15 protein-coding genes are annotated in these 17,994 nt (G+C 66.5%); 12 read left to right on the top strand and 3 right to left on the bottom strand.

What is annotated here, in order from left to right; all coding sequences use genetic code 11:
* Positions 1 to 17 precede the first annotated feature (17 nt).
* The 7 genes from CQ050_RS24720 to CQ050_RS24690 are packed head-to-tail and all read left to right on the top strand — an operon-like array spanning position 18 to position 6,870.
* Positions 18 to 866, top strand: a complete 849-nt coding sequence (locus CQ050_RS24720; RefSeq protein ID WP_105559457.1) for a transporter substrate-binding domain-containing protein — start codon at positions 18 to 20, stop codon at positions 864 to 866.
* A gap of 10 nt (positions 867 to 876) precedes the next feature.
* Entirely contained in the window at positions 877 to 1,914 is a 1,038-nt protein-coding gene (locus tag CQ050_RS24715; RefSeq protein WP_105559456.1) for an L-idonate 5-dehydrogenase, read from the top strand.
* Positions 1,915 to 1,955: 41 nt separating this feature from the next.
* A complete protein-coding gene (locus CQ050_RS24710) occupies positions 1,956 to 2,621 on the top strand; it encodes an amino acid ABC transporter permease (RefSeq protein ID WP_105559455.1) in 666 nt (221 codons plus the stop codon).
* The gene (locus CQ050_RS24705; protein ID WP_105559454.1) at positions 2,618 to 3,277 is read left to right on the top strand and encodes an amino acid ABC transporter permease; all 660 of its coding nucleotides are present in this window, start codon (positions 2,618 to 2,620) and stop codon (positions 3,275 to 3,277) included. The genes CQ050_RS24710 and CQ050_RS24705 overlap by 4 nt, the downstream gene beginning before the upstream one ends.
* Positions 3,274 to 4,086 (top strand): amino acid ABC transporter ATP-binding protein, encoded by an 813-nt coding sequence (locus tag CQ050_RS24700; RefSeq protein WP_105559453.1) that lies wholly within the window; start codon positions 3,274 to 3,276, stop codon positions 4,084 to 4,086. The genes CQ050_RS24705 and CQ050_RS24700 overlap by 4 nt, the downstream gene beginning before the upstream one ends.
* 31 nt (positions 4,087 to 4,117) lie before the next feature.
* Entirely contained in the window at positions 4,118 to 5,329 is a 1,212-nt protein-coding gene (gene manD / locus CQ050_RS24695) for a D-mannonate dehydratase ManD (RefSeq protein WP_105559452.1), read from the top strand.
* Positions 5,317 to 6,870, top strand: coding sequence for a mannitol dehydrogenase family protein (locus CQ050_RS24690; protein ID WP_105559451.1), 1,554 nt, complete (start codon positions 5,317 to 5,319; stop codon positions 6,868 to 6,870). Before manD ends, CQ050_RS24690 begins: the two co-directional genes overlap by 13 nt.
* Positions 6,871 to 6,928: 58 nt before the next feature.
* Here the strand turns inward: CQ050_RS24690 and CQ050_RS24685 are convergent, their stop codons facing one another.
* A complete protein-coding gene (locus CQ050_RS24685; RefSeq protein ID WP_105559450.1) occupies positions 6,929 to 7,699 on the bottom strand; it encodes a class I SAM-dependent methyltransferase in 771 nt (256 codons plus the stop codon).
* A 91-nt stretch (positions 7,700 to 7,790) separates the two neighbouring features.
* On the opposite strand from CQ050_RS24685, the gene CQ050_RS24680 reads away from it, so the two are divergent.
* A complete protein-coding gene (locus tag CQ050_RS24680) occupies positions 7,791 to 8,624 on the top strand; it encodes a helix-turn-helix transcriptional regulator (RefSeq protein WP_105559449.1) in 834 nt (277 codons plus the stop codon).
* A gap of 15 nt (positions 8,625 to 8,639) precedes the next feature.
* On the opposite strand, the gene CQ050_RS24675 is transcribed toward CQ050_RS24680, so the two are convergent.
* Positions 8,640 to 9,317: a GntR family transcriptional regulator gene (locus CQ050_RS24675; protein WP_105559448.1), complete on the bottom strand. Its 678-nt coding sequence runs from the start codon at positions 9,315 to 9,317 to the stop codon at positions 8,640 to 8,642.
* Positions 9,318 to 9,482: 165 nt separating this feature from the next.
* Here CQ050_RS24675 and CQ050_RS24670 point away from each other — a divergent pair, with 165 nt between their 5' ends.
* Genes CQ050_RS24670 through CQ050_RS24660 form a run of 3 tightly spaced genes read left to right on the top strand, consistent with a single transcriptional unit; the run spans position 9,483 to position 12,955 of the window.
* On the top strand, positions 9,483 to 11,210 hold the full coding sequence (locus tag CQ050_RS24670; protein WP_105559447.1) for an acetolactate synthase catalytic subunit: 1,728 nt from the start codon (positions 9,483 to 9,485) through the stop codon (positions 11,208 to 11,210).
* Positions 11,207 to 11,962, top strand: coding sequence for a 3-oxoacyl-ACP reductase (locus CQ050_RS24665; RefSeq protein WP_105559446.1), 756 nt, complete (start codon positions 11,207 to 11,209; stop codon positions 11,960 to 11,962). The genes CQ050_RS24670 and CQ050_RS24665 overlap by 4 nt, the downstream gene beginning before the upstream one ends.
* Before the next feature lie 36 nt (positions 11,963 to 11,998).
* Entirely contained in the window at positions 11,999 to 12,955 is a 957-nt protein-coding gene (locus CQ050_RS24660) for a tripartite tricarboxylate transporter substrate binding protein (RefSeq protein ID WP_105559445.1), read from the top strand.
* Between the two features lie 33 nt (positions 12,956 to 12,988).
* Here the strand turns inward: CQ050_RS24660 and mutY are convergent, their stop codons facing one another.
* Entirely contained in the window at positions 12,989 to 14,077 is a 1,089-nt protein-coding gene (mutY, locus tag CQ050_RS24655; protein ID WP_105559444.1) for an A/G-specific adenine glycosylase, read from the bottom strand.
* 188 nt (positions 14,078 to 14,265) lie between these two features.
* Between mutY and CQ050_RS24650 the strand changes: the two genes are divergently transcribed.
* Complete coding sequence (locus CQ050_RS24650) at positions 14,266 to 17,874, top strand: indolepyruvate ferredoxin oxidoreductase family protein (protein WP_105559443.1); 3,609 nt, start codon at positions 14,266 to 14,268, stop codon at positions 17,872 to 17,874.
* Positions 17,875 to 17,994: the final 120 nt, after the last annotated feature.

Raw genomic sequence — 17,994 nt, 5'->3', positions numbered from 1 at the left:
CCTCTAGGAGACTTTGCATGCAACCCCGATTTCCCTCGCGCCTGACCGCCGCCCGCCTGTTCCTGTCCGCCGCGATGCTGGCGGGCACGGCCGCGGCGCACGCGCAGACGCCGCCCGCGCCCGGCGAAAGCCCCCGCATCGACGCGATCCGCAAGGCGGGCGTGCTGCGGGTCGGCGTGGTCAACAACCCGCCCTGGCTGGTGCAGAACACGACCGGTTCGGGCGAACCGTGGATGGGGTCTTCGTGGCTGCTGGGCAAGGAATTCGCGCGCTTGCTGGAGGTGAAGATCGTGCCCGTGCAGGTCAGCCATGAGACCAAGGTGCCTGCGCTGATCGCCAACCAGATGGACATCATGATCGGCCCGCTGAACCAGAACGCCGAGCGCGCCAAGATCATCGATTTCGTGACCTTTTCCAACACCAGCGTCTGCATGTTCGGGCTGGCGTCGAATCCGAAATTCACCAACGCCACCAAGGTCGAGGACTTCAACCAGCCCGGCATCACGATGGCCTACTTCTCGGGCGCGGGCGAAGAACCGCTGGTGCTGCAGAACTTCCCCAATGCCAAGCTGCGCGGCGTGACGAATTCGGGATCGGTCGCGCCCATCGAGGAAGTGCTGGCCGGCCGTTCGGACGTGGCGCCGCTGAACCGCATGCTGTGGCCCAACATCAGCAAGAAGGTCAAGGGCCTGGCGGTATTCCCGAAGGAAAACGACTGCCAGGACAGCAAGATCTTCGCGATCGACGCGGGCATGGGCGTGGCCAAGGATCAGGCCGTCTACCTGGACTGGCTGCGCAAAGTGGAAGCGCGCATGCATCCCGAACTGGCGGCGGAAGAGCGCCGCATGACGCAAACCCTGAAATAAGGCGGCCATCATGTTGAATTGCGCGATTCATGGCGCCCAGGACCTGCGCCTGGACGAACAGCAGCCCGAGGCCCTGGGCCCCACGCAAGTGCGGGTGGGGGTCAAGGCCGTGGGCATCTGCGGCTCGGACCTGCACTACTACCGGCACGGCAAAGTGGGCGATTTCGTCATCCGCGAACCGCTGACGCCGGGGCACGAAGCGTCGGGCCAGGTGCTGGAGGTTGGCGCGGCCGTCACCGCCGTCAAGCCGGGCGACCGCGTGGCGCTGGATCCGGCGCGTACCTGCGGGGTCTGCCGCTATTGCCGCCAGGGCGATTCCAACCACTGCGAGTCGGTGTTCTTCTTCGGTAGCGCCAGCCGCTATCCGCACATGCAGGGCGCGATGCGCGAACAGGTGGTGGTGCAGGAAAAGCAATGCCTGCCGGTGCCCGACAGCCTGTCGTTCGAACTCGCCGCATTCGGCGAGCCGCTGGCCGTGGCGCTGCACGCCGTGCGTAGCGCGGGGACGCTGCTGGGCAAGACGGTCATGGTGGTGGGAGCCGGGCCGATCGGCGCGTTGATTCTGATGGCGGCGCGTCTGGCGGGAGCCGGCCGGGTGATCGTGGTGGACATCGTCGACGAGACGCTGGCCACCTGCGTGCGGGTGGGCGCCACGCGCACCATCAACGTTGCCCGCGATCCGGGCGCAGTCGAGGAACTGGCGGCGGGCAAGGGGTCGGTCGACGTCTGCTTCGAGGCGTCCGGCAACTATGCCGGCCTGGCCAATTGCATCCGCGTGACGCGTCCGCGCGGCGTCATCGTGACGGTGGGCACGCTTAGCGGCAGCAGCGAGCAATGTCCGTTCAACCAGATCATGGTCAAGAGCTTGTCGGTCATCGGCAGCTTCCGTTTCGTGGACGAATACGCCTGGGCCGTGGACTACCTGAGCCGTGGGCTGCTGGACGTGTCGCCATTGTTGACGGCGGCGGTGCCGGTAGCCCGCGTGCATGACGCATTCGCGCTGGCGGCCGACCGCCATCAGGCCATGAAAGTGATGGTGACGTTCTGACGCGCGCGTCGCCGTCGGCCGTCTAGTTTCACGGAGACACCATGGATTTTGATTTTTCCCCCCTTGTCGAGAACTGGCGATTCTTCGCCGGCGGCCTCGGCATCACCGTGGCGCTCAGTGCCATCACCGCGGTGTCCAGCATCCTGCTGGGCCTGGTGATCGCGCTGCTGCGCCTGTACGGGCCGCGCTGGCTGCGGGTGCTGCTGGTGTTCTATATCGACAGCATGCGCGCCATCCCCGTGCTGGTGGTGCTGGTCTGGATCTACTTCGCGTTCCCGCTGCTGGCCGGCATCAACTTCGCGCCTTTCTGGGCGGCCCTGGTGGCGCTGACCCTGCATATCGCGGCCTATTCGGCCGAGGTGATCCGCGCGGGCATCGAGTCGGTGCGGCCCGGCCAGATGCGCGCCGGCCTGGCGTTGGGCATGTCGCGCGCCCAGGCGCTGCGCAAGATCATCCTGCCGCAAGCCACTATCCGCATGTTGCCGGCCTTCGGTTCGGTGCTGACGCTGGCCATCAAGGACACGGCGATCGCCACCGTGATCGCGGTGCCTGAACTGATGCACAAAGCCGAGACCATCGCGGGGCAGAGCTACCGGCCCATCGAAGTTTTCACGGCCGTCATCGTGGCGTACTTCGTGATCTTGTTCCCGGTCACGCGCGGCGTGGACCGGCTGTATCAACGCTACGCACACCTGGGGCGCTCATGAATCTGGACTGGGGAATCATCTGGAATTCGCGCGATGCCCTGCTGCAAGGCGCCGCGATGACCATCATGTTGACGGTGGTGACGATGGCGCTTGCCGTGCCCGGCGGCATCGTGCTTGCGCTGATGCGCCTGTCGTCGAACCGCGTCGCCAACGGGGTGGCCGTCGCCATCGTGGAGTTCTTCCGGAATCTGCCGCTGATCCTGGTGATCTATTGGGCCTTCTACGTGATGCCGATGGCGCTGGACGTGCAGTTCTCTGCCGTCACCACCGCGCTGGTGGCGCTGGTGCTGAACGTGTCGGCCTACAACTCCGAGACCTTTCGCGCCGGCATCAATTCGATCCGCAAGGGCCAGATGGAGGCCGCGCTGGCGATGGGCATGTCGCGCCGCCAGGCCATGTTCAAGGTGCTGATCCCGCAGGCGGGGCGCCGCATCCTGCCGGTGCTGGCCAGCACCTGGATCTCGCTGTTCAAAGATACGTCGCTGGTGTCGGTGATCGCGGTAAGCGAATTGGCCTATGCCTCGATGCAGGTGCGCGCGCAGAGCTTCCGCGTGCTGGAAATGCTGACCGCGATGGCGGTGATCTATTGGCTGATGGGATATCCCCAGGCCAAGCTGGTCGACTGGATCCATCGCAAATACGGAGTCAAGGAATGAACGACATGATCCTGGAGCAGGAGCCAACAGCGGCGCATGCCGCGTTGGCCGGGCGCAAGGGCGCGGACCAGCCGCCCGTGCTGGTCTATGAACACGTGCGCAAGGTCTACGGCGATTTCGTGGCGCTTGCCGATGTGTCGCTGCAAGTGAACAAGGGCGAGGTGATGTGCCTGATCGGCCCGTCCGGTTCCGGAAAATCCACGCTTCTGCGTTGCACCAACGCGCTGGAAAAGCTGGACGGCGGCCGCGTGCTGCTGGACGGCGTGGCGCTGCCGGAATCCGAATCCGACGTGCGTCGCGTGCGCCAGCGCATGGGCATGGTGTTCCAGAGCTTCGAACTCTTCCCGCACAAGTCCGCGCTGGATAACGTGGCGATGGGGCCGATCACGGTGCTGGGCATGACGCCCGACGCCGCCCGGGCCCGGGCGATGGCATTGCTGGAGAAGGTGGGCCTGGCCTCCAAGGCGGGAAATTTTCCCGCCAATCTGTCCGGCGGCCAGCAGCAACGCGTGGCCATAGCGCGCGCGTTGGCGATGGAACCCGAAGTGATGTTGTTCGATGAACCCACGTCGGCGCTGGACCCGGAAACGGTGGGCGAAGTGCTGAACGTGATGAAGAAGCTGGCGCAGGAAGGCATGACGATGATCGTCGTGACCCACGAGATGAGTTTTGCGCGGCGCGTGGCCAATTGGGTGGTGGTGTTCGAGAACGGCGCCATCCTGGAGCAAGGCCCGCCCACGCAGATTTTCGACAACCCGCAAGTCGCCCGCACCCGCGACTTTCTCAGCCATTTGGGCTGGGAAGGCTAGGGCCTTTTCCCGTCTTTACGGAAACCAAGAAATGAAAATTACGAACGCACGCGTGATTGTTTGTTCGCCGGGCCGCAATTTCGTGACCCTGAAAATCGAAACCGACCAGGGTTTGACCGGCATTGGCGACGCGACCCTGAACGGGCGCGAACTGGCCGTGTCGGCGTACCTGACCGAGCATGTGATTCCCTGCCTGATCGGGCGCGATGCGCATCAGATCGAAGACATCTGGCAGTACCTGTACAAGGGTGCGTACTGGCGCCGCGGGCCGGTCACCATGACCGCCATCGCCGCCGTGGATACGGCGCTGTGGGATTTGAAGGCCAAGGCGGCCGGCCTGCCGCTGTATCAGCTGCTGGGCGGCAAGAGCCGCAGCGGCGTGATGGTCTACGGCCACGCCAACGGCTCGGACATCGAGCACACGGTCGACGAAGTGCTGCGCTATGCCGACATGGGCTACCGCGCCATCCGCGCGCAAAGCGGCGTGCCGGGCCTGGACAAGGTCTACGGCGTGGGTCGCGGCAACCTGTTCTATGAACCCGCCGACGCCGACCTGCCCAGCGAGCATGACTGGTCCACCGAAAAGTACCTGCGCCACGCGCCGAAACTATTCGAGCGCATCCGCGAGAAGCTGGGGTTCGACCATCACCTGCTGCACGACGTGCACCATCGCCTGACGCCGATCGAAGCCGGCCGCCTGGGCAAATCGCTGGAACCCTACAACCTGTTCTGGATGGAGGACGCGACGCCGGCCGAGAACCAGGATGCGTTCCGTCTGATCCGCCAGCACACCACCACGCCGCTGGCCGTGGGCGAGATCTTCAATTCGATCTGGGACTGCAAGGACCTGGTGCAGAACCAGCTGATCGACTACATCCGGACCACCGTGGTGCATGCGGGCGGCATCACGCACCTGCGCCGCATCGCGGACCTGGCCTCGCTGTATCAGGTGCGCACGGGCTGCCACGGCGCCACCGACCTGTCGCCGGTCTGCATGGGCGCGGCCCTGCACTTCGACCTGTGGGTGCCCAACTTCGGCATCCAGGAATACATGCGCCACACGGACGAGACGGACGCGGTCTTCCCGCATGCGTATACGTTTGACCAGGGCATGCTGTATCCGGGCGACGTGCCCGGCCACGGCGTCGACATCGACGAGAAGCTGGCCGCCAAGTATCCGTACAAGCGCGCCTATTTGCCCGTCAACCGTTTGCAGCAGGACGGAACGCTATGGAACTGGTAGCGGCCGGCGCGACGCGCTTGTCGGCCCGGCGCCTGGATGCGCTGCCGCACGCCGTGGCGCGGCCCGGCTATGCGCGGGCCGGCCTGCGTCTGGGCATCGTCCATCTGGGCCTGGGCGCGTTCGCACGCGCCCACCTGGCCGCCGTCAACGAGGCCGCGCTGCATGCGGGCGCGGACCCCGTCTGGGGCATATGCGGCGTGTCGTTGCGCCAGGCCGATACGCGCGATGCGCTGGCGCCGCAGGACGGTCTGTACGCCTTGGCCTTGCGCAGCGCCGACGGGCAGGGCACGCCGCGCCAGCAGCTCGCGGTCATCGGCTGCCTGCTGGAAACGCTTGTCGCGCCGGAAGACCCGCAGGCCGTGCTGGCGCGCATTGCGCATGCGGATACGCGCATTGTCAGCGTCACCGTCACCGAAAAAGGCTATTGCCACGATCCCGCCAGCGGCCAACTCAACCTGGGGCATCCCGACATCGTGCACGACCTGGGCCAGCCTTTGGCGCCGCGCAGCACCATCGGTTTCCTGGTGTGGGGCTTGCAGCAGCGGCGGGCGGCGGGGCGCGGCCCCGTCACCTTGATGTCGCTGGACAACCTGCCCAGCAATGGCCACCTGTTGCGAGGCATGGTGCTGGCATTCGCAGAGCAGGTCGATCGCGCATTGGCGGCATGGATCGCATCGTCCTGCGCCTTTCCCTGCTCGATGGTGGATCGCATCGTGCCCCGCACGACGGACGAAGACCGGCGCGGCGTCGCTGGCGCGCTGGGCTTGCATGACGCCTGGCCGGTGCTGGCCGAACCCTATCTGGAATGGGTGGTGGAAGACCGCTTCGCCGCGGGCAGGCCGGACTGGACGGCAGGCGGCGCGCGCTTCGTGGCCGAGGCCGCGCCCTTTGAGACCCTGAAGTTGCGCACGGTCAATGGCGCGCATTCGGCGCTGGCCTATCTGTCGGTGATGGCCGGCTGGGCCACCGTGGACCAGGCGATGGCGCAACCGGCGCTGAAAGCCTATCTGGCGGCGCTGTTGCAGGACGAGATCGTGCCGACCTTGCCCGCCTTGCCCGGCCTGGACCTGGCGCAATATCAGGCGCGCTTGCTGGAACGGTACGAGAACCCGGCGCTTAAGCACCAGACCCGTCAGATTGCGATGGACGGCTCGCAAAAACTGCCGCAGCGGCTGCTGGACACCGTGCGCGCGCGGCTGGCGGCGGATCAGCCTATCCCTGGCCTGGCGCTGGCCGTGGCGGCATGGTTGCACTTCTTGCGGGGCGTCGACCAGGCCGGACGCCGCTACGACATCCAGGACCCCATGGCCGCCGTGCTGGCGCGCCAGCATGCGTTGGCGGAAGCGGCGGCCGAACGGTCCGGCGCGGGGCCGGCGGCGATGTTGGCGTGGACGGAAGCGTGGACGGGGCTGGCGCCGGTCTTCGGGGACTTGGGGCAGGACCCGCGTTTCGTGCGCGCCGTGGCGCAGGCGGCGCAATCCCTGCGCAGCTTGGGCGTGGCCGGCGCGCTGGCGGCGTGGGCGCCGTCCGCGGGCCGCTGATACAAGGGGGCTGGAACGGTCAGGCCTTTCTGCCTGTCTGTTCAGCCCGACTTGCTGCTCAGCCCGGCTTCTTCACCACGATCGTCGCCGTATCGCTGGTGAAAGAGCCGTCTTCCTGCACGTCGAAGTGCGTGCGCACCACATCCGGCGCGATGGAGAACATGTGGCGCAATGCCGCCACCAGCGTGTCCGGCGTGCGCATGCGCGTGACCCAGGTCTGGAACTGCAGCGGCAGGCGGCGCGGCGACAGCCCTTGCAGGGTGAAGCCGGCCTCGGTCAGCATGCGCGTCCACTCGGCCACCGAGTAATCCCGCACGTGAGACGTGTCGCGCAGCACTTCGATGGTTTGCAGCCAGGTATCCAGCAGCGGCTCGCCCGGCGACACCACGTCGGCGAACACGGCGATGCCACCCGGTTTGAGCACGCGGAAGGCCTCGCGCAGGCCACGCCCGGCGTCTTGCCAATGGTGGGTGGAATAGCGCGACATCACCAGGTCGAATTCGCCGTCGCCGAACGGCAGGTATTCGGCCTTGCCCTGACAGGTCGTCAGGTTGGCCAGCCCGCGCTTGGCGGCTTCGGCCGCCACCACGTCCAGCATCTGCTGAGACAGGTCATACGCCGTGACGTGCCGGGCTTCCGGTGCGACATGAAAGCTGACGTGCCCGCCGCCACAGCCCAGGTCCAGCACGCGCGCATCGGGATGCTGGCGGGCAATGCCGGCCATCTGCAGCAGGTCTTCACCCTGGGCGTGGACGGCGCTGGTCAGGTAGGCGGTGGCGCGGGGGCTGAATTGGCGGTCGACGGCGGCGTCGTGCGTACTGGCGGTCATGGGAATCCTTAAGGGCGGCTGCGGAAAAGCAGATGCAGGCGCTAAGATAGGCGGACCCGTATACACGTACAAGACCATTGTTTATCCTGGTATGACTACTTCCCCCCTTGGCAGCGCCGCCCATCAGGACGGTTCCCCGTTGCGCCGGCAGGCGCTGGGCGAATTCGTCCGCAGCGCCCGCTCCCGCATCACGCCCCAGATGGCCGGACTGCCCGAGGGCATGCGCCGCCGCACGCCCGGTCTGCGCCGCGAGGAAGTCGCGCAGCTGTGTGGCATCAGCGTCACCTGGTACACCTGGATCGAGCAGGGGCGGGAAGTCTCGGTATCGCCCTCGGTCTGGTCGCGCATCGCGGGCGTGCTGCAACTGGCGCGCGCGGAACGGGCCTACTTGTTCGACCTGGCCGACTGCGCGGATCCGCAACATGCGCGCGACGACGCGGGCGCGGCGCCCGGGCCATTGCAGGAATGCGTGAACGCCATCGGCGCGCCGGCCTATGTGCTGGACCGCGCCTGGAATGTGCTGGCCTACAACGAGCCGCTGCGCGACCTGTTCGACGATTGGCCCACCCGGGATCACGAGCCGAACTTGCTGCGCTACATTTTCATGGACCCGGCCGCCCGCGAACTGGTGGTGGACTGGGACCAGCGCGCGCGCCGCGTCGTGGCGGAATTCCGCGCGGATGCCGGCGCGCACCTGGATGAGCCGGCGGTACTGGCGCTGCTGGATACGCTAAGCCGCCAGAGCCCCGTGTTCGCCCATTGGTGGACGCGCCACGCCGTGGTGGAACGCGAGGGCGGCCTGCGTGAATTCCAGCATCCCCGGGACGGCAAGCTGGCGTTCCAGCAGATCACGTTCCGGCTGGCGACCCATCCGGACCTGAAACTGGTGATGCTGTTGAGCGGGGCGGCGCAAGAGGCGGCCTGACCCGCCGCGCGCGGACTACTTCGCCAGTCCGTGTTCGATCAGATAGCGGACGAGGAATTCGCCGTGGCCTTCGATGTCGCGGCGGATTTCGCGCACCACGGCTTCCGTGTCGCCGGCTTCCAGCCCGGCAATGATGCCCTCGTGCGGATGCGCGCCGGGCAAGGTGGGAAAGGGCGGGGTGTACAGGTACGACAGGTAGGACGCCGTCTGGACCCACAGGTTTTCGATCATCGACAACAGGTGCGGCATTTGCGCCGCCGAGTACAGCGCGAAGTGGAAGTCGAAATTGCGCGCCAGCACCGGCGCCATCAACTGCTGCTGCCGGCTTGCCATCAGATTGCCGTGGATGCCGCGCAGTTCGGCGATCAGGGCGGGCGTGGCCAGCGGGGCCGCGCGCCGCGCCGCGAAGCACTCCAGCTCCAGCCGGATGCTGCGTAATTCCTGCAGCTGCGCCACCGTCAGCTCGGGCACTTTGACCGACTTGCCCGGGCTGAGCGTCAAGGCGCGTTCAGACACCAGTTGAAGCAGCGCTTCGCGCACGGGCGTCTGGCTGACGCCCAAGGTGTCGGTGATCGAGCGCAGCGTGATGGTGTCGCCCGGGCGCAACTCGCCCATCATGATCTTCTGCTTGATCTCGCGATAGATGCGGGCGGTCATGTTTTCCCGCTGCATGGGCGCCAAATTGATGGTCATCCTGTGTTCCTGGTCGGCCGGGCCGGGTCATGCCCTGCTGGCAGCGGCCCGCGCAGCGCGATTCTACCGTCCCCGTGCATACGCTTTACATTTTATAAAAAATAAAATAATTGACCGGCGCTTTGGCTTCGGAATATATTTTATAAAATATAAACAGGAGACAAGATGTCCACGCTACATCCCTTGAGCGCGCCCGGGCTGAACAATCACGGCACCGTGGCGCATCTGATCGCGAAGGCGCTGATACGCCATGGCGTGACCCACGTATTCGGTCAGAGCCTGCCCAGCATGCTGCACCTGGCTTGCGAAGAGTTGGGGTTGACCCAGGTGGCCTACCGTAGCGAGAACGCGGGCGGCTACATGGCCGACGCCTATGCCCGCATCACGGGAAAGCCCGCCATCGTGACCGCGCAGAATGGCCCGGCGGCCACGCTGCTGGTGCCCCCGCTGGCCGAAGCGCTGAAGGTGTCGATCCCCGTCATCGCGCTCGTCCAGGACGTCAACCGCGACCAGACCGATAAGAACGCGTTTCAGGAATTCGACCACCTGGCGCTGTTCGCCTCCTGCACCAAGTGGGTACGCCGGGTCACCGAGGCCTCGCGGGTCGAGGACTATGTGGACCAGGCTTTCGCCATCGCCTGCTCGGGCCGCCCGGGCCCCGTCGCCTTGATGCTGCCGGCGGATCTGCTGAACGAGGCGGCCGCGGCGTCGCAACGCCACGCCAGCCTGGGGCATTTCCCGTTGGACCGCACGGTGGCCGCGAGCGAGGCCGTGAAGGCCGCGGCCGACTTGTTGGCCGGCGCGCAGCGGCCGGTCGTGGTGGCCGGCGGCGGCGTGCATGTATCGGGCGCGAGCCAGGCGCTGGCCGCCTTGCAGGAAGCAGCCCACCTGCCCGTGGGCACCACGGTCATGGGCAAGGGCGCCACGGACGAACGGCATCCGCTGTCGCTGGGCGTGGTCGGCTATTTCATGGGCCCCAATGGCGCCAGCCGCGACCTGCGCCCGCTGATCGCCGATGCCGATGTCGTGCTGCTGGTGGGAACGCGCACCAACCAGAACGCCACCGATTCCTGGAAGCTGTATCCCAGGAACGCCCGCTACATCCATATCGATGTCGACGGGGCCGAAATCGGCCGTAACTACGAAGCGCTGCGTTTGGCGGGCGACGCGCGGGAAACGCTGTTGGCGCTGGCGCGTGAACTGGGCTGCCGTGACCTGTCTGCCGCGCAAGCGCGCCGGGCAGGCCTGGAAGCCGCCATCGAGTCGGGCAAGGCGTCTTCCTGGGAAGCGTCGCGCGCCGTCCGCTTGTCGGACCAGCAGCCGATCCGCCCCGAACGGCTGCTGGAGGAAATCCGCCAGGACGTGGACGTAAACACCATCGTGGTCGCCGACGCCAGCTACTCCTCGATCTGGATCGCCAACTACCTGACGTCGCTGGCGCCCGGGATGCGTTTCTTGACGCCGCGCGGGTTGGCCGGGCTGGGCTGGGGCTTTCCGATGGCCATGGGCGCCAAGGTGGCCAGGCCGGACGCGCACGTGGTTTGCGTGGTGGGCGACGGCGGGTTCGGCCACGTGTGGTCCGAACTGGAAACCGCCCGCCGCATGGGCATCAAGGTGACGCTGGTCGTCATCAACAACGGCATCCTGGGCTTCCAGAAGCACGCCGAAAACGTGAAGTTCGGCGCGCATACGTCGGCCGTCCATTTCCATCCGGTGGACCATGCCGCGGTGGCGCGGGCGGCGGGCTGCCTGGGCGTGCGCGTCGAAGCGCCGGCGGACCTGGCCGGCGCGCTGCGCGACGCGCGCAACGCCGAACTGACGACACTGATCGAAGTCATGTGCGACGAAAACGCGTTTCCGCCCATCACCTTCTTCACGGCGGAATCGGCATGAAACAGGATCCGAGCAAAGTCGCGCTGGTCACCGGCGCGGGCCGCGGCATCGGCCTGGAGGTGGCTCGCCTGCTGCTGGCCAAGGGCTATCGCGTGCTGGCCGTCAGCCGCGAGGGCGTGGACGCGCAACGGCTGGGTGGCCCCTGCGCGCAGCTGCGCACCGAGCAAGCCGATGTGACCGACTACGCGGCCATGCAGGCCGTGGTGGACCGTGCGCGCGAGCAGTGGGGGCCGGTGTCGGTATTGATGAACAACGCGGGCATCTCGCCCAAGCAGGCGGACGGAAATTCCGCCGGCATTCTGGACATCACGCCAGAGGAATGGGAATCGGTGCTGCAGGTGAACCTGACGTCGATCCTGCGCCTGTGCCAGATGGTGCTGCCAGGCATGCGCGAGCAGGGCTTTGGGCGCATTGTCAATGTGTCGTCGCTGGCGGGCCGCGCCAAGTCGCTGGTGGCGGGCGGCAGCTACATGGCGTCCAAGGCGGGGGTGCTGGGCCTGACCCGCGCCATCGCCGCCGAGATGGGGCCCCACGGCATCACGGCCAACGCCATCACGCCGGGGCGCATCCTGACCGAAATGGCGCAGCAGGCCGCGCCGTCGGTGAACGAGAACTATGCGGCGCAGATTCCCGTCCGCCGTCTGGGAACACCAGAAGAGGTGGCCGCGGCGATGGTGTTCCTGGCCGCGGAAGAGGCGGGCTTCATCAACGGCGCCATCCTCGACATCAATGGCGGCTTCTACATGCCGTGAGCATGCCGCACCCATAAAAAAACAAAGGAGACAAACATGAAAACAGCATCGATGCTGGCGGCGATGGCCGCTGCCGCGATAAGCATGACGGCCGCGCCTGCGCAGGCGTGGCCCGACAAGGAGGTGACGCTGACGGTGAACTACGGCGCTGGCGGCAACACGGACGTTGCCAGCCGCGAACTGGCCCGCGCGATGGAGGCCGACCTGGGCCGCGCCGTGGTGGTCTTCAACCGCCCCGGCGCGTTGGGCACCATCGGCCCCGGCTATGTGGCCAAGCAGCCGGCCGACGGCTACAACGTGGGCGTGGTGACGTTGTCGTCCATTGCCATCATGCCGCACCTGATGACCATTCCCTACGCCGCGCGGGATTTCGATTTCGTGGCCGCCTATGGCCGCTACCGCTATGGGGTCGTGGTGCGCGCGGACTCGCCGTACAAGAGCGTGGCCGATCTGGTCGCGGCAGCCAAGCAGGGCCCGGGCATCTTCTTCGGCGCGCCGTCCGCGCCCAACAACCTGGCCATGTTCGATCTGGGCCGCGTCACGGGCGCGAAGTTCGAGCAGGTGTCGTACAAATCGGGCAGTGAAACCGTATCGGCATTGCTCGGCAAGCAGGTCGATGCCATCGTCCAGAATCCGTCGGACGTCACCAGCTACATCCAGGCAGGCCGCCTGCGCCTGTTGGCGTCGGCCAGTCCGATCCGATGGCCGGAATTCCCGGAGGTGCCCACCCTGAAGGAAGCGGGCTACAACGTGGAAATCGATTCGTGGCTGGGGTTGGCGGTGCCCAAAGGCACGCCGGAAGCTGTCCGCGCCCGCCTGGAACAATCGGCCAAGGCGGCCGTGGCCTCCGACCGCTTGCAGCAGACCTACAAGCAACTGGGCGTGGACCCCGTCTGGATGTCGGGACAGGACTACGCAAAAATGGTCGACACCACCTACGATCAGATGGGCCGCGCCATCAAGGCGGCCAACCTGCCGCGCATGACCAACTAGGGGCGCGATGGCCGCCGCGCGGCGCCGCGGCGGTTATCGGGGGCCGGCCGGGAACAGGCTGTCCTGCATCCCGGCCTCGACCAGCCCTTGCAGCAGTTTCTTGACCGGCGCGGGCAGCGCCATCGACGCCAGCTTGTCCGCATGCACCCAGCGTTCCGGCAATGCCGCTTCGCGCAGGCTGGCCGCGCGCACCGGCACCAGCCACGGCCGGATGTGCAGGCGGTAGTGCGTGAAGGTGTGGGCGAAAGCGGCAAGCTCGAAGCGTTGTTCGGGTTCCAGGCCCAGCGCGCGCGAGGCGGTGTCGGGGTCGCCCGCCACATCGAATTCGGGCAGGCTCCACAGCCCGCCCCAGATGCCGGGTTCGGGCCGCTGCTGCAGCAGGAACGCCCCTTGATGCTGCAACACCAACATACAGGTTTCGCGTTCCGGGATGGCGCGGCGTACCTTCGGGGTGGGTAGCTCGGCCTGACGGCCCTCGCGGCGGGCAACGCACGTTTGCGCCACCGGGCACTTGTCGCAAGCCGGTTTGCCGCGCGTGCACAACGTGGCGCCCAAATCCATCAGACCCTGCGTGTAGGCGGCCATGTCCAGGTCGGGGGCGGCCTCGACCTGGGCGTCGGCCAGCGCCCATAGCCGCGTCTCGACGTCCCGTTTGGAGGGATCGCCCGCGATGCCGAAGTGGCGGGTGAACACGCGCTTGACGTTGCCGTCCAGGATGGGCGAACGCTCGCCGTAGGCGAACGCCGCGATGGCCGCCGCCGTGGACCGGCCGATGCCGGGCAGGGTGGCGATGGTTTGCGCGGTGGGCGGGAAGCCGCCGCCCCAATCGCGGGCGATCTCTTGCGCGCAACGGTGCAGGTTGCGCGCGCGGGCGTAGTAGCCCAGCCCGGCCCAGTACGGCATCACGTCTTCCTGCGCGGCGGCGGCCAGCGCGGCCACGTCGGGGAAGCGCTGCAGGAAGCGGTCGTAATAGGGGATGACGGTGGCCACCTGCGTCTGCTGCAGCATGATCTCGGACAGCCAGATCCGATACGGGTCACGCGTGTTTTGCCAGGGCAGATCATGCCGGCCATGCTGGCGTTGCCAGGCGACGATACAAGGGGCGAATTCCATGCCGCACATTATCGCATCGCCCTCTTGCCGGGCTTGGGGCGACCGGTTACAACTAACCCGGGCCTTGTGGTGTTGACAGGCTCTTCCTAGAGCGCGAAAGCGCCATCACTTCACTTTCACGGCCCTTGTTGGCCCGCGGGCGCGTGCAGCGCGAAACGCGAAGCTGGTGGGGGCATCCAGGATCTTGGAGTCGAGACATGAATGCCCCCTTGTCGCCCGCCTTGCGCGCCGCGCTCGAATCCGTCCAACTGGACGACAAATACACCCTTGAGTCCGGCCGAGCCTGGATGAGCGGCATCCACGCCCTGGTCCGCCTGCCCATGATGCAGCGCGTGCGGGACGCGCGGGCAGGGTTGAACACGGCGGGCTTCGTGTCCGGCTACCGCGGCTCGCCGTTGGGCGGCGTGGACCAGAACATGTGGAAGGCGGCCAAGTACCTGAAGGCCCATCATGTTGAGTTTCAGCCGGGCATCAACGAAGACCTGGCCGCCACCGCCGTCTGGGGATCGCAGCAGGTCAACCTGTTCCCCGGCGCCAGGTACGACGGCGTCTTCGGCATGTGGTACGGCAAGGGCCCGGGCGTGGACCGCTGCGGCGACGTCTTCAAACACGCCAATGCGGCGGGCACGTCGCGGCATGGCGGCGTGCTGGTGGTGGCGGGCGACGACCATCCGGCCAAGTCTTCGACGCTGCCGCATCAAAGCGACCATATCCTGAAGGCCTGTATGATCCCGGCGCTGTTTCCGGCCAGCGTCCAGGAGGTACTGGATTTCGGCCTGCACGGCTGGGCCATGAGCCGCTATGCCGGCGTGTGGGTGGGCATGAAATGCATCACCGACATCGTGGAAGTGTCGGCGTCGGTGGACGTGGACCCGCACCGCGTGCGCATCCAACTGCCCGAAGATTTCCTGATGCCGGCCGACGGCCTGAACATCCGGATACCGGACACGCCGCTGCAGCAAGAGGCCCGGCTGCTGGACTACAAGCTGTACGCCGCGCTGGCCTACGCCCGCGCCAACAAGCTCAACCGCGAACTCTGGCACGTGCCCCAGCGCGATGCGCGCTTCGGCATCATGACTTCCGGCAAGGCCTATCTGGACACGCGCCAGGCGCTGTCGGACCTGGGGCTGACCGACGCCGTCTGCCAGCGCATCGGCGTGCGCCTGTTCAAGGTGGGCATGGTCTGGCCGCTGGAGTCCACCGGCATGCAGCACTTCGCCGAAGGCCTGGACGAGATTCTGGTCGTCGAGGAAAAGCGCCAGGTGTTGGAATACCAGTTGAAGGAAGAGCTGTTCAGCTGGATCGGCAGCGGCAAGAAGATCCCTCGCGTGGCGGGCAAGTTCGACGACAAGGATGGCGGTGAATGGTCCGTGCCGCAGGGCAATTGGCTGTTGCCCGCGCACTACGAATTTTCGCCGGCGATGGTCGCGAAGGCGATCGCGGCACGCCTGTTGCGCTTTGAACTGCCCCAGGATGTGCGCGCCGGCATCCTGGCCCGGCTGGACTTCATCGGCGGCCGCGAACAGGCCCTGGCGCGTCCGCGCGTCGTCGAAGAGCGAAAGCCCTGGTTCTGTTCGGGCTGTCCGCATAACACCTCGACCCGCCTGCCCGAAGGGTCGCGCGGCATGGCTGGCATCGGCTGCCATTACATGGTGCGGTGGATGGACCGCAATACCGAGGTCTATACCCAGATGGGCGGCGAGGGCGTGCCGTGGGTGGGCCAGGCGCCGTTCACCGAGGAAAAGCACGTGTTCGCCAACCTGGGCGACGGCACGTACTTCCATTCCGGCTTGCTGGCCATACGCGCGGCGGTGGCGGCCAAGGTGCCGATCACCTACAAGATCCTGTTCAACGACGCCGTCGCCATGACGGGCGGCCAGCCTGTCGACGGCCCGATCAGCGTGCCGATGATCAGCCGCCAGGTGGCCGCCGAAGGCATCGACAAGATCGTCATCGTGACGGACGACCCCGACAAGTACAACGATGTCTCGGACCTGGCGCCGGGCGTGCCGGTGATGCACCGTGACGAACTCGACGCGGTGATGCGCGACCTGCGCGAGCATCCGGGCGTGTCGGTGCTGATCTACGACCAGACCTGCGCCACGGAAAAGCGCCGCCGCCGCAAGCGCAACGCCTATCCCGATCCGGCACGCCGCGTCGTCATCAATGAGCGCGTCTGCGAAGGCTGCGGTGATTGTTCGCAGAAGTCCCATTGCCTGTCGGTCGAACCGCTGGAAACCGAATTCGGCCGCAAGCGTGCCATCAATCAATCCAGCTGCAATAAAGACTTCTCCTGTCTGAAGGGCTTTTGCCCCAGCTTCGTGACGGTGGAAGGCGGCAAGTTGAGAAAGCCGAAGGCGCTGTCGCAAGAGGGCGTCATCGATGAAGGCGTACCCGCGCCGCGCGCGGCCGTGCTGGACCAGCCGTATGGCGTCTTCATCGCGGGCGTTGGCGGCACGGGCGTCGTCACCATCGGCCAATTGCTGGGCATGGCGGCGCACCTGGAAGGCAAGGGCTGTTCGGTGCTGGACATGGCCGGCCTGGCGCAAAAGGGCGGCGCCGTGTATTCGCATGTGGTGCTGGCGCAATCGCCCGACCATTTGATGAACACGCGCGTCGCCATGGGCGAGGCCGACTTGCTGCTGGCCGGCGACCTGGTGGTTGCCACCAGCGCGGACAGCATGGCGCGCCTGCGGCCGGGGCGCACCCGCGTGCTGCTGAACCGCGACAACGCGCCGACCGCCGCCTTTGTCTCCAACCCCGATTGGACGCTGCCGGCCGACCACCTGACCGCCGACCTGCAAACCGCTTGCGGCAAGGAAAATCTGCATAGCGTGGACGCGGCGGCGATGGCGGTTGCCTTGTTGGGGGATGCGATCTACGCCAATCCCCTGATGATGGGTTACGCCTACCAAAAGGGCTGGATCCCGCTGTCCCAAGAGGCGCTGCTGCGGGCGATAGCGTTGAACGGCCAGCAAGTCGCCACCAACCAGGCTGCCTTCGCGTGGGGCCGCCGCGCCGCGCACGACATGGCCGATGTGATGCGCGTGCTGGCCAACGGCGGCATGCCCATCGCGCCACCCGAAGACATTATCGAGATCAAGCGCCCGCGCGTGGCCCCGGTCACGGATTTGAAGAAGCCCTCGGGTGAACTGGCGCAGCTGGTGGCGGTGCGCAAGGCGTTCCTGACGCAATATCAGAACGAGGTCTACGCGAAGCAGTACACGGATCTGGTGGACCGGGTTGCGCGGGCGGAACAGGACGCCACAGGCACGAACCGCCTGGCGATCGCCGTGGCGCGCAACTATTTCAAGCTGATGGCATACAAGGACGAGTACGAAGTGGCCCGCCTGTACTCGGACGGCGAGTTCGTGAAGAAGATCGGCGAACAGTTCGAAGGCGACTGGAAGCTGCGCTTTCACCTGGCCCCGCCGCTGTTCGCCCGCCGCGACCCGCAGGGCCATCTGATCAAGCGCAGCTACGGGCCGGCGATGCTGAAGGTGTTCGCGCTGCTGGCGAAGATGCGGCGGCTGCGCGGCACCCGGCTGGACCCGTTCGGCTATACGGCGGAAAGGCGCGCGGAACGCGAACTGATCCGCGAGTATCGGGAAACACTGACGGCGATCTTATCGAAATTGAACCGCGGCAACCTCGACAAGGCCGTGACGTTAGCAGGCCTGCCCGAAGAAATCAGAGGCTACGGACATATAAAGGAGGCGGCGATGGAGAAGGTGGCGGGGAAGCGGGAGGAATTGCTGAAGGAGTTTAGTGCTCGGGTTGTGGCTATTGGGGTTCGGGCGGCTTGAAGATTTTTTTTGGGGGGGGTGTTTGATGGTGGTGGCGGTGGGGTTCTTGAGGCGCCCGTCGCGTCGGTGGCCGGTGGGGCGCGGGTCAACGATTGCGGTCCGGAGCCTTCGCTCCGGACT

This window comes from Achromobacter sp. MYb9, assembly GCF_002975275.1.
In the GTDB taxonomy this organism is placed as follows: domain Bacteria; phylum Pseudomonadota; class Gammaproteobacteria; order Burkholderiales; family Burkholderiaceae_B; genus Achromobacter.
Note: the sequence above shows the minus strand (reverse complement) of the source record. Positions and strands in the feature narration are given on the sequence as shown.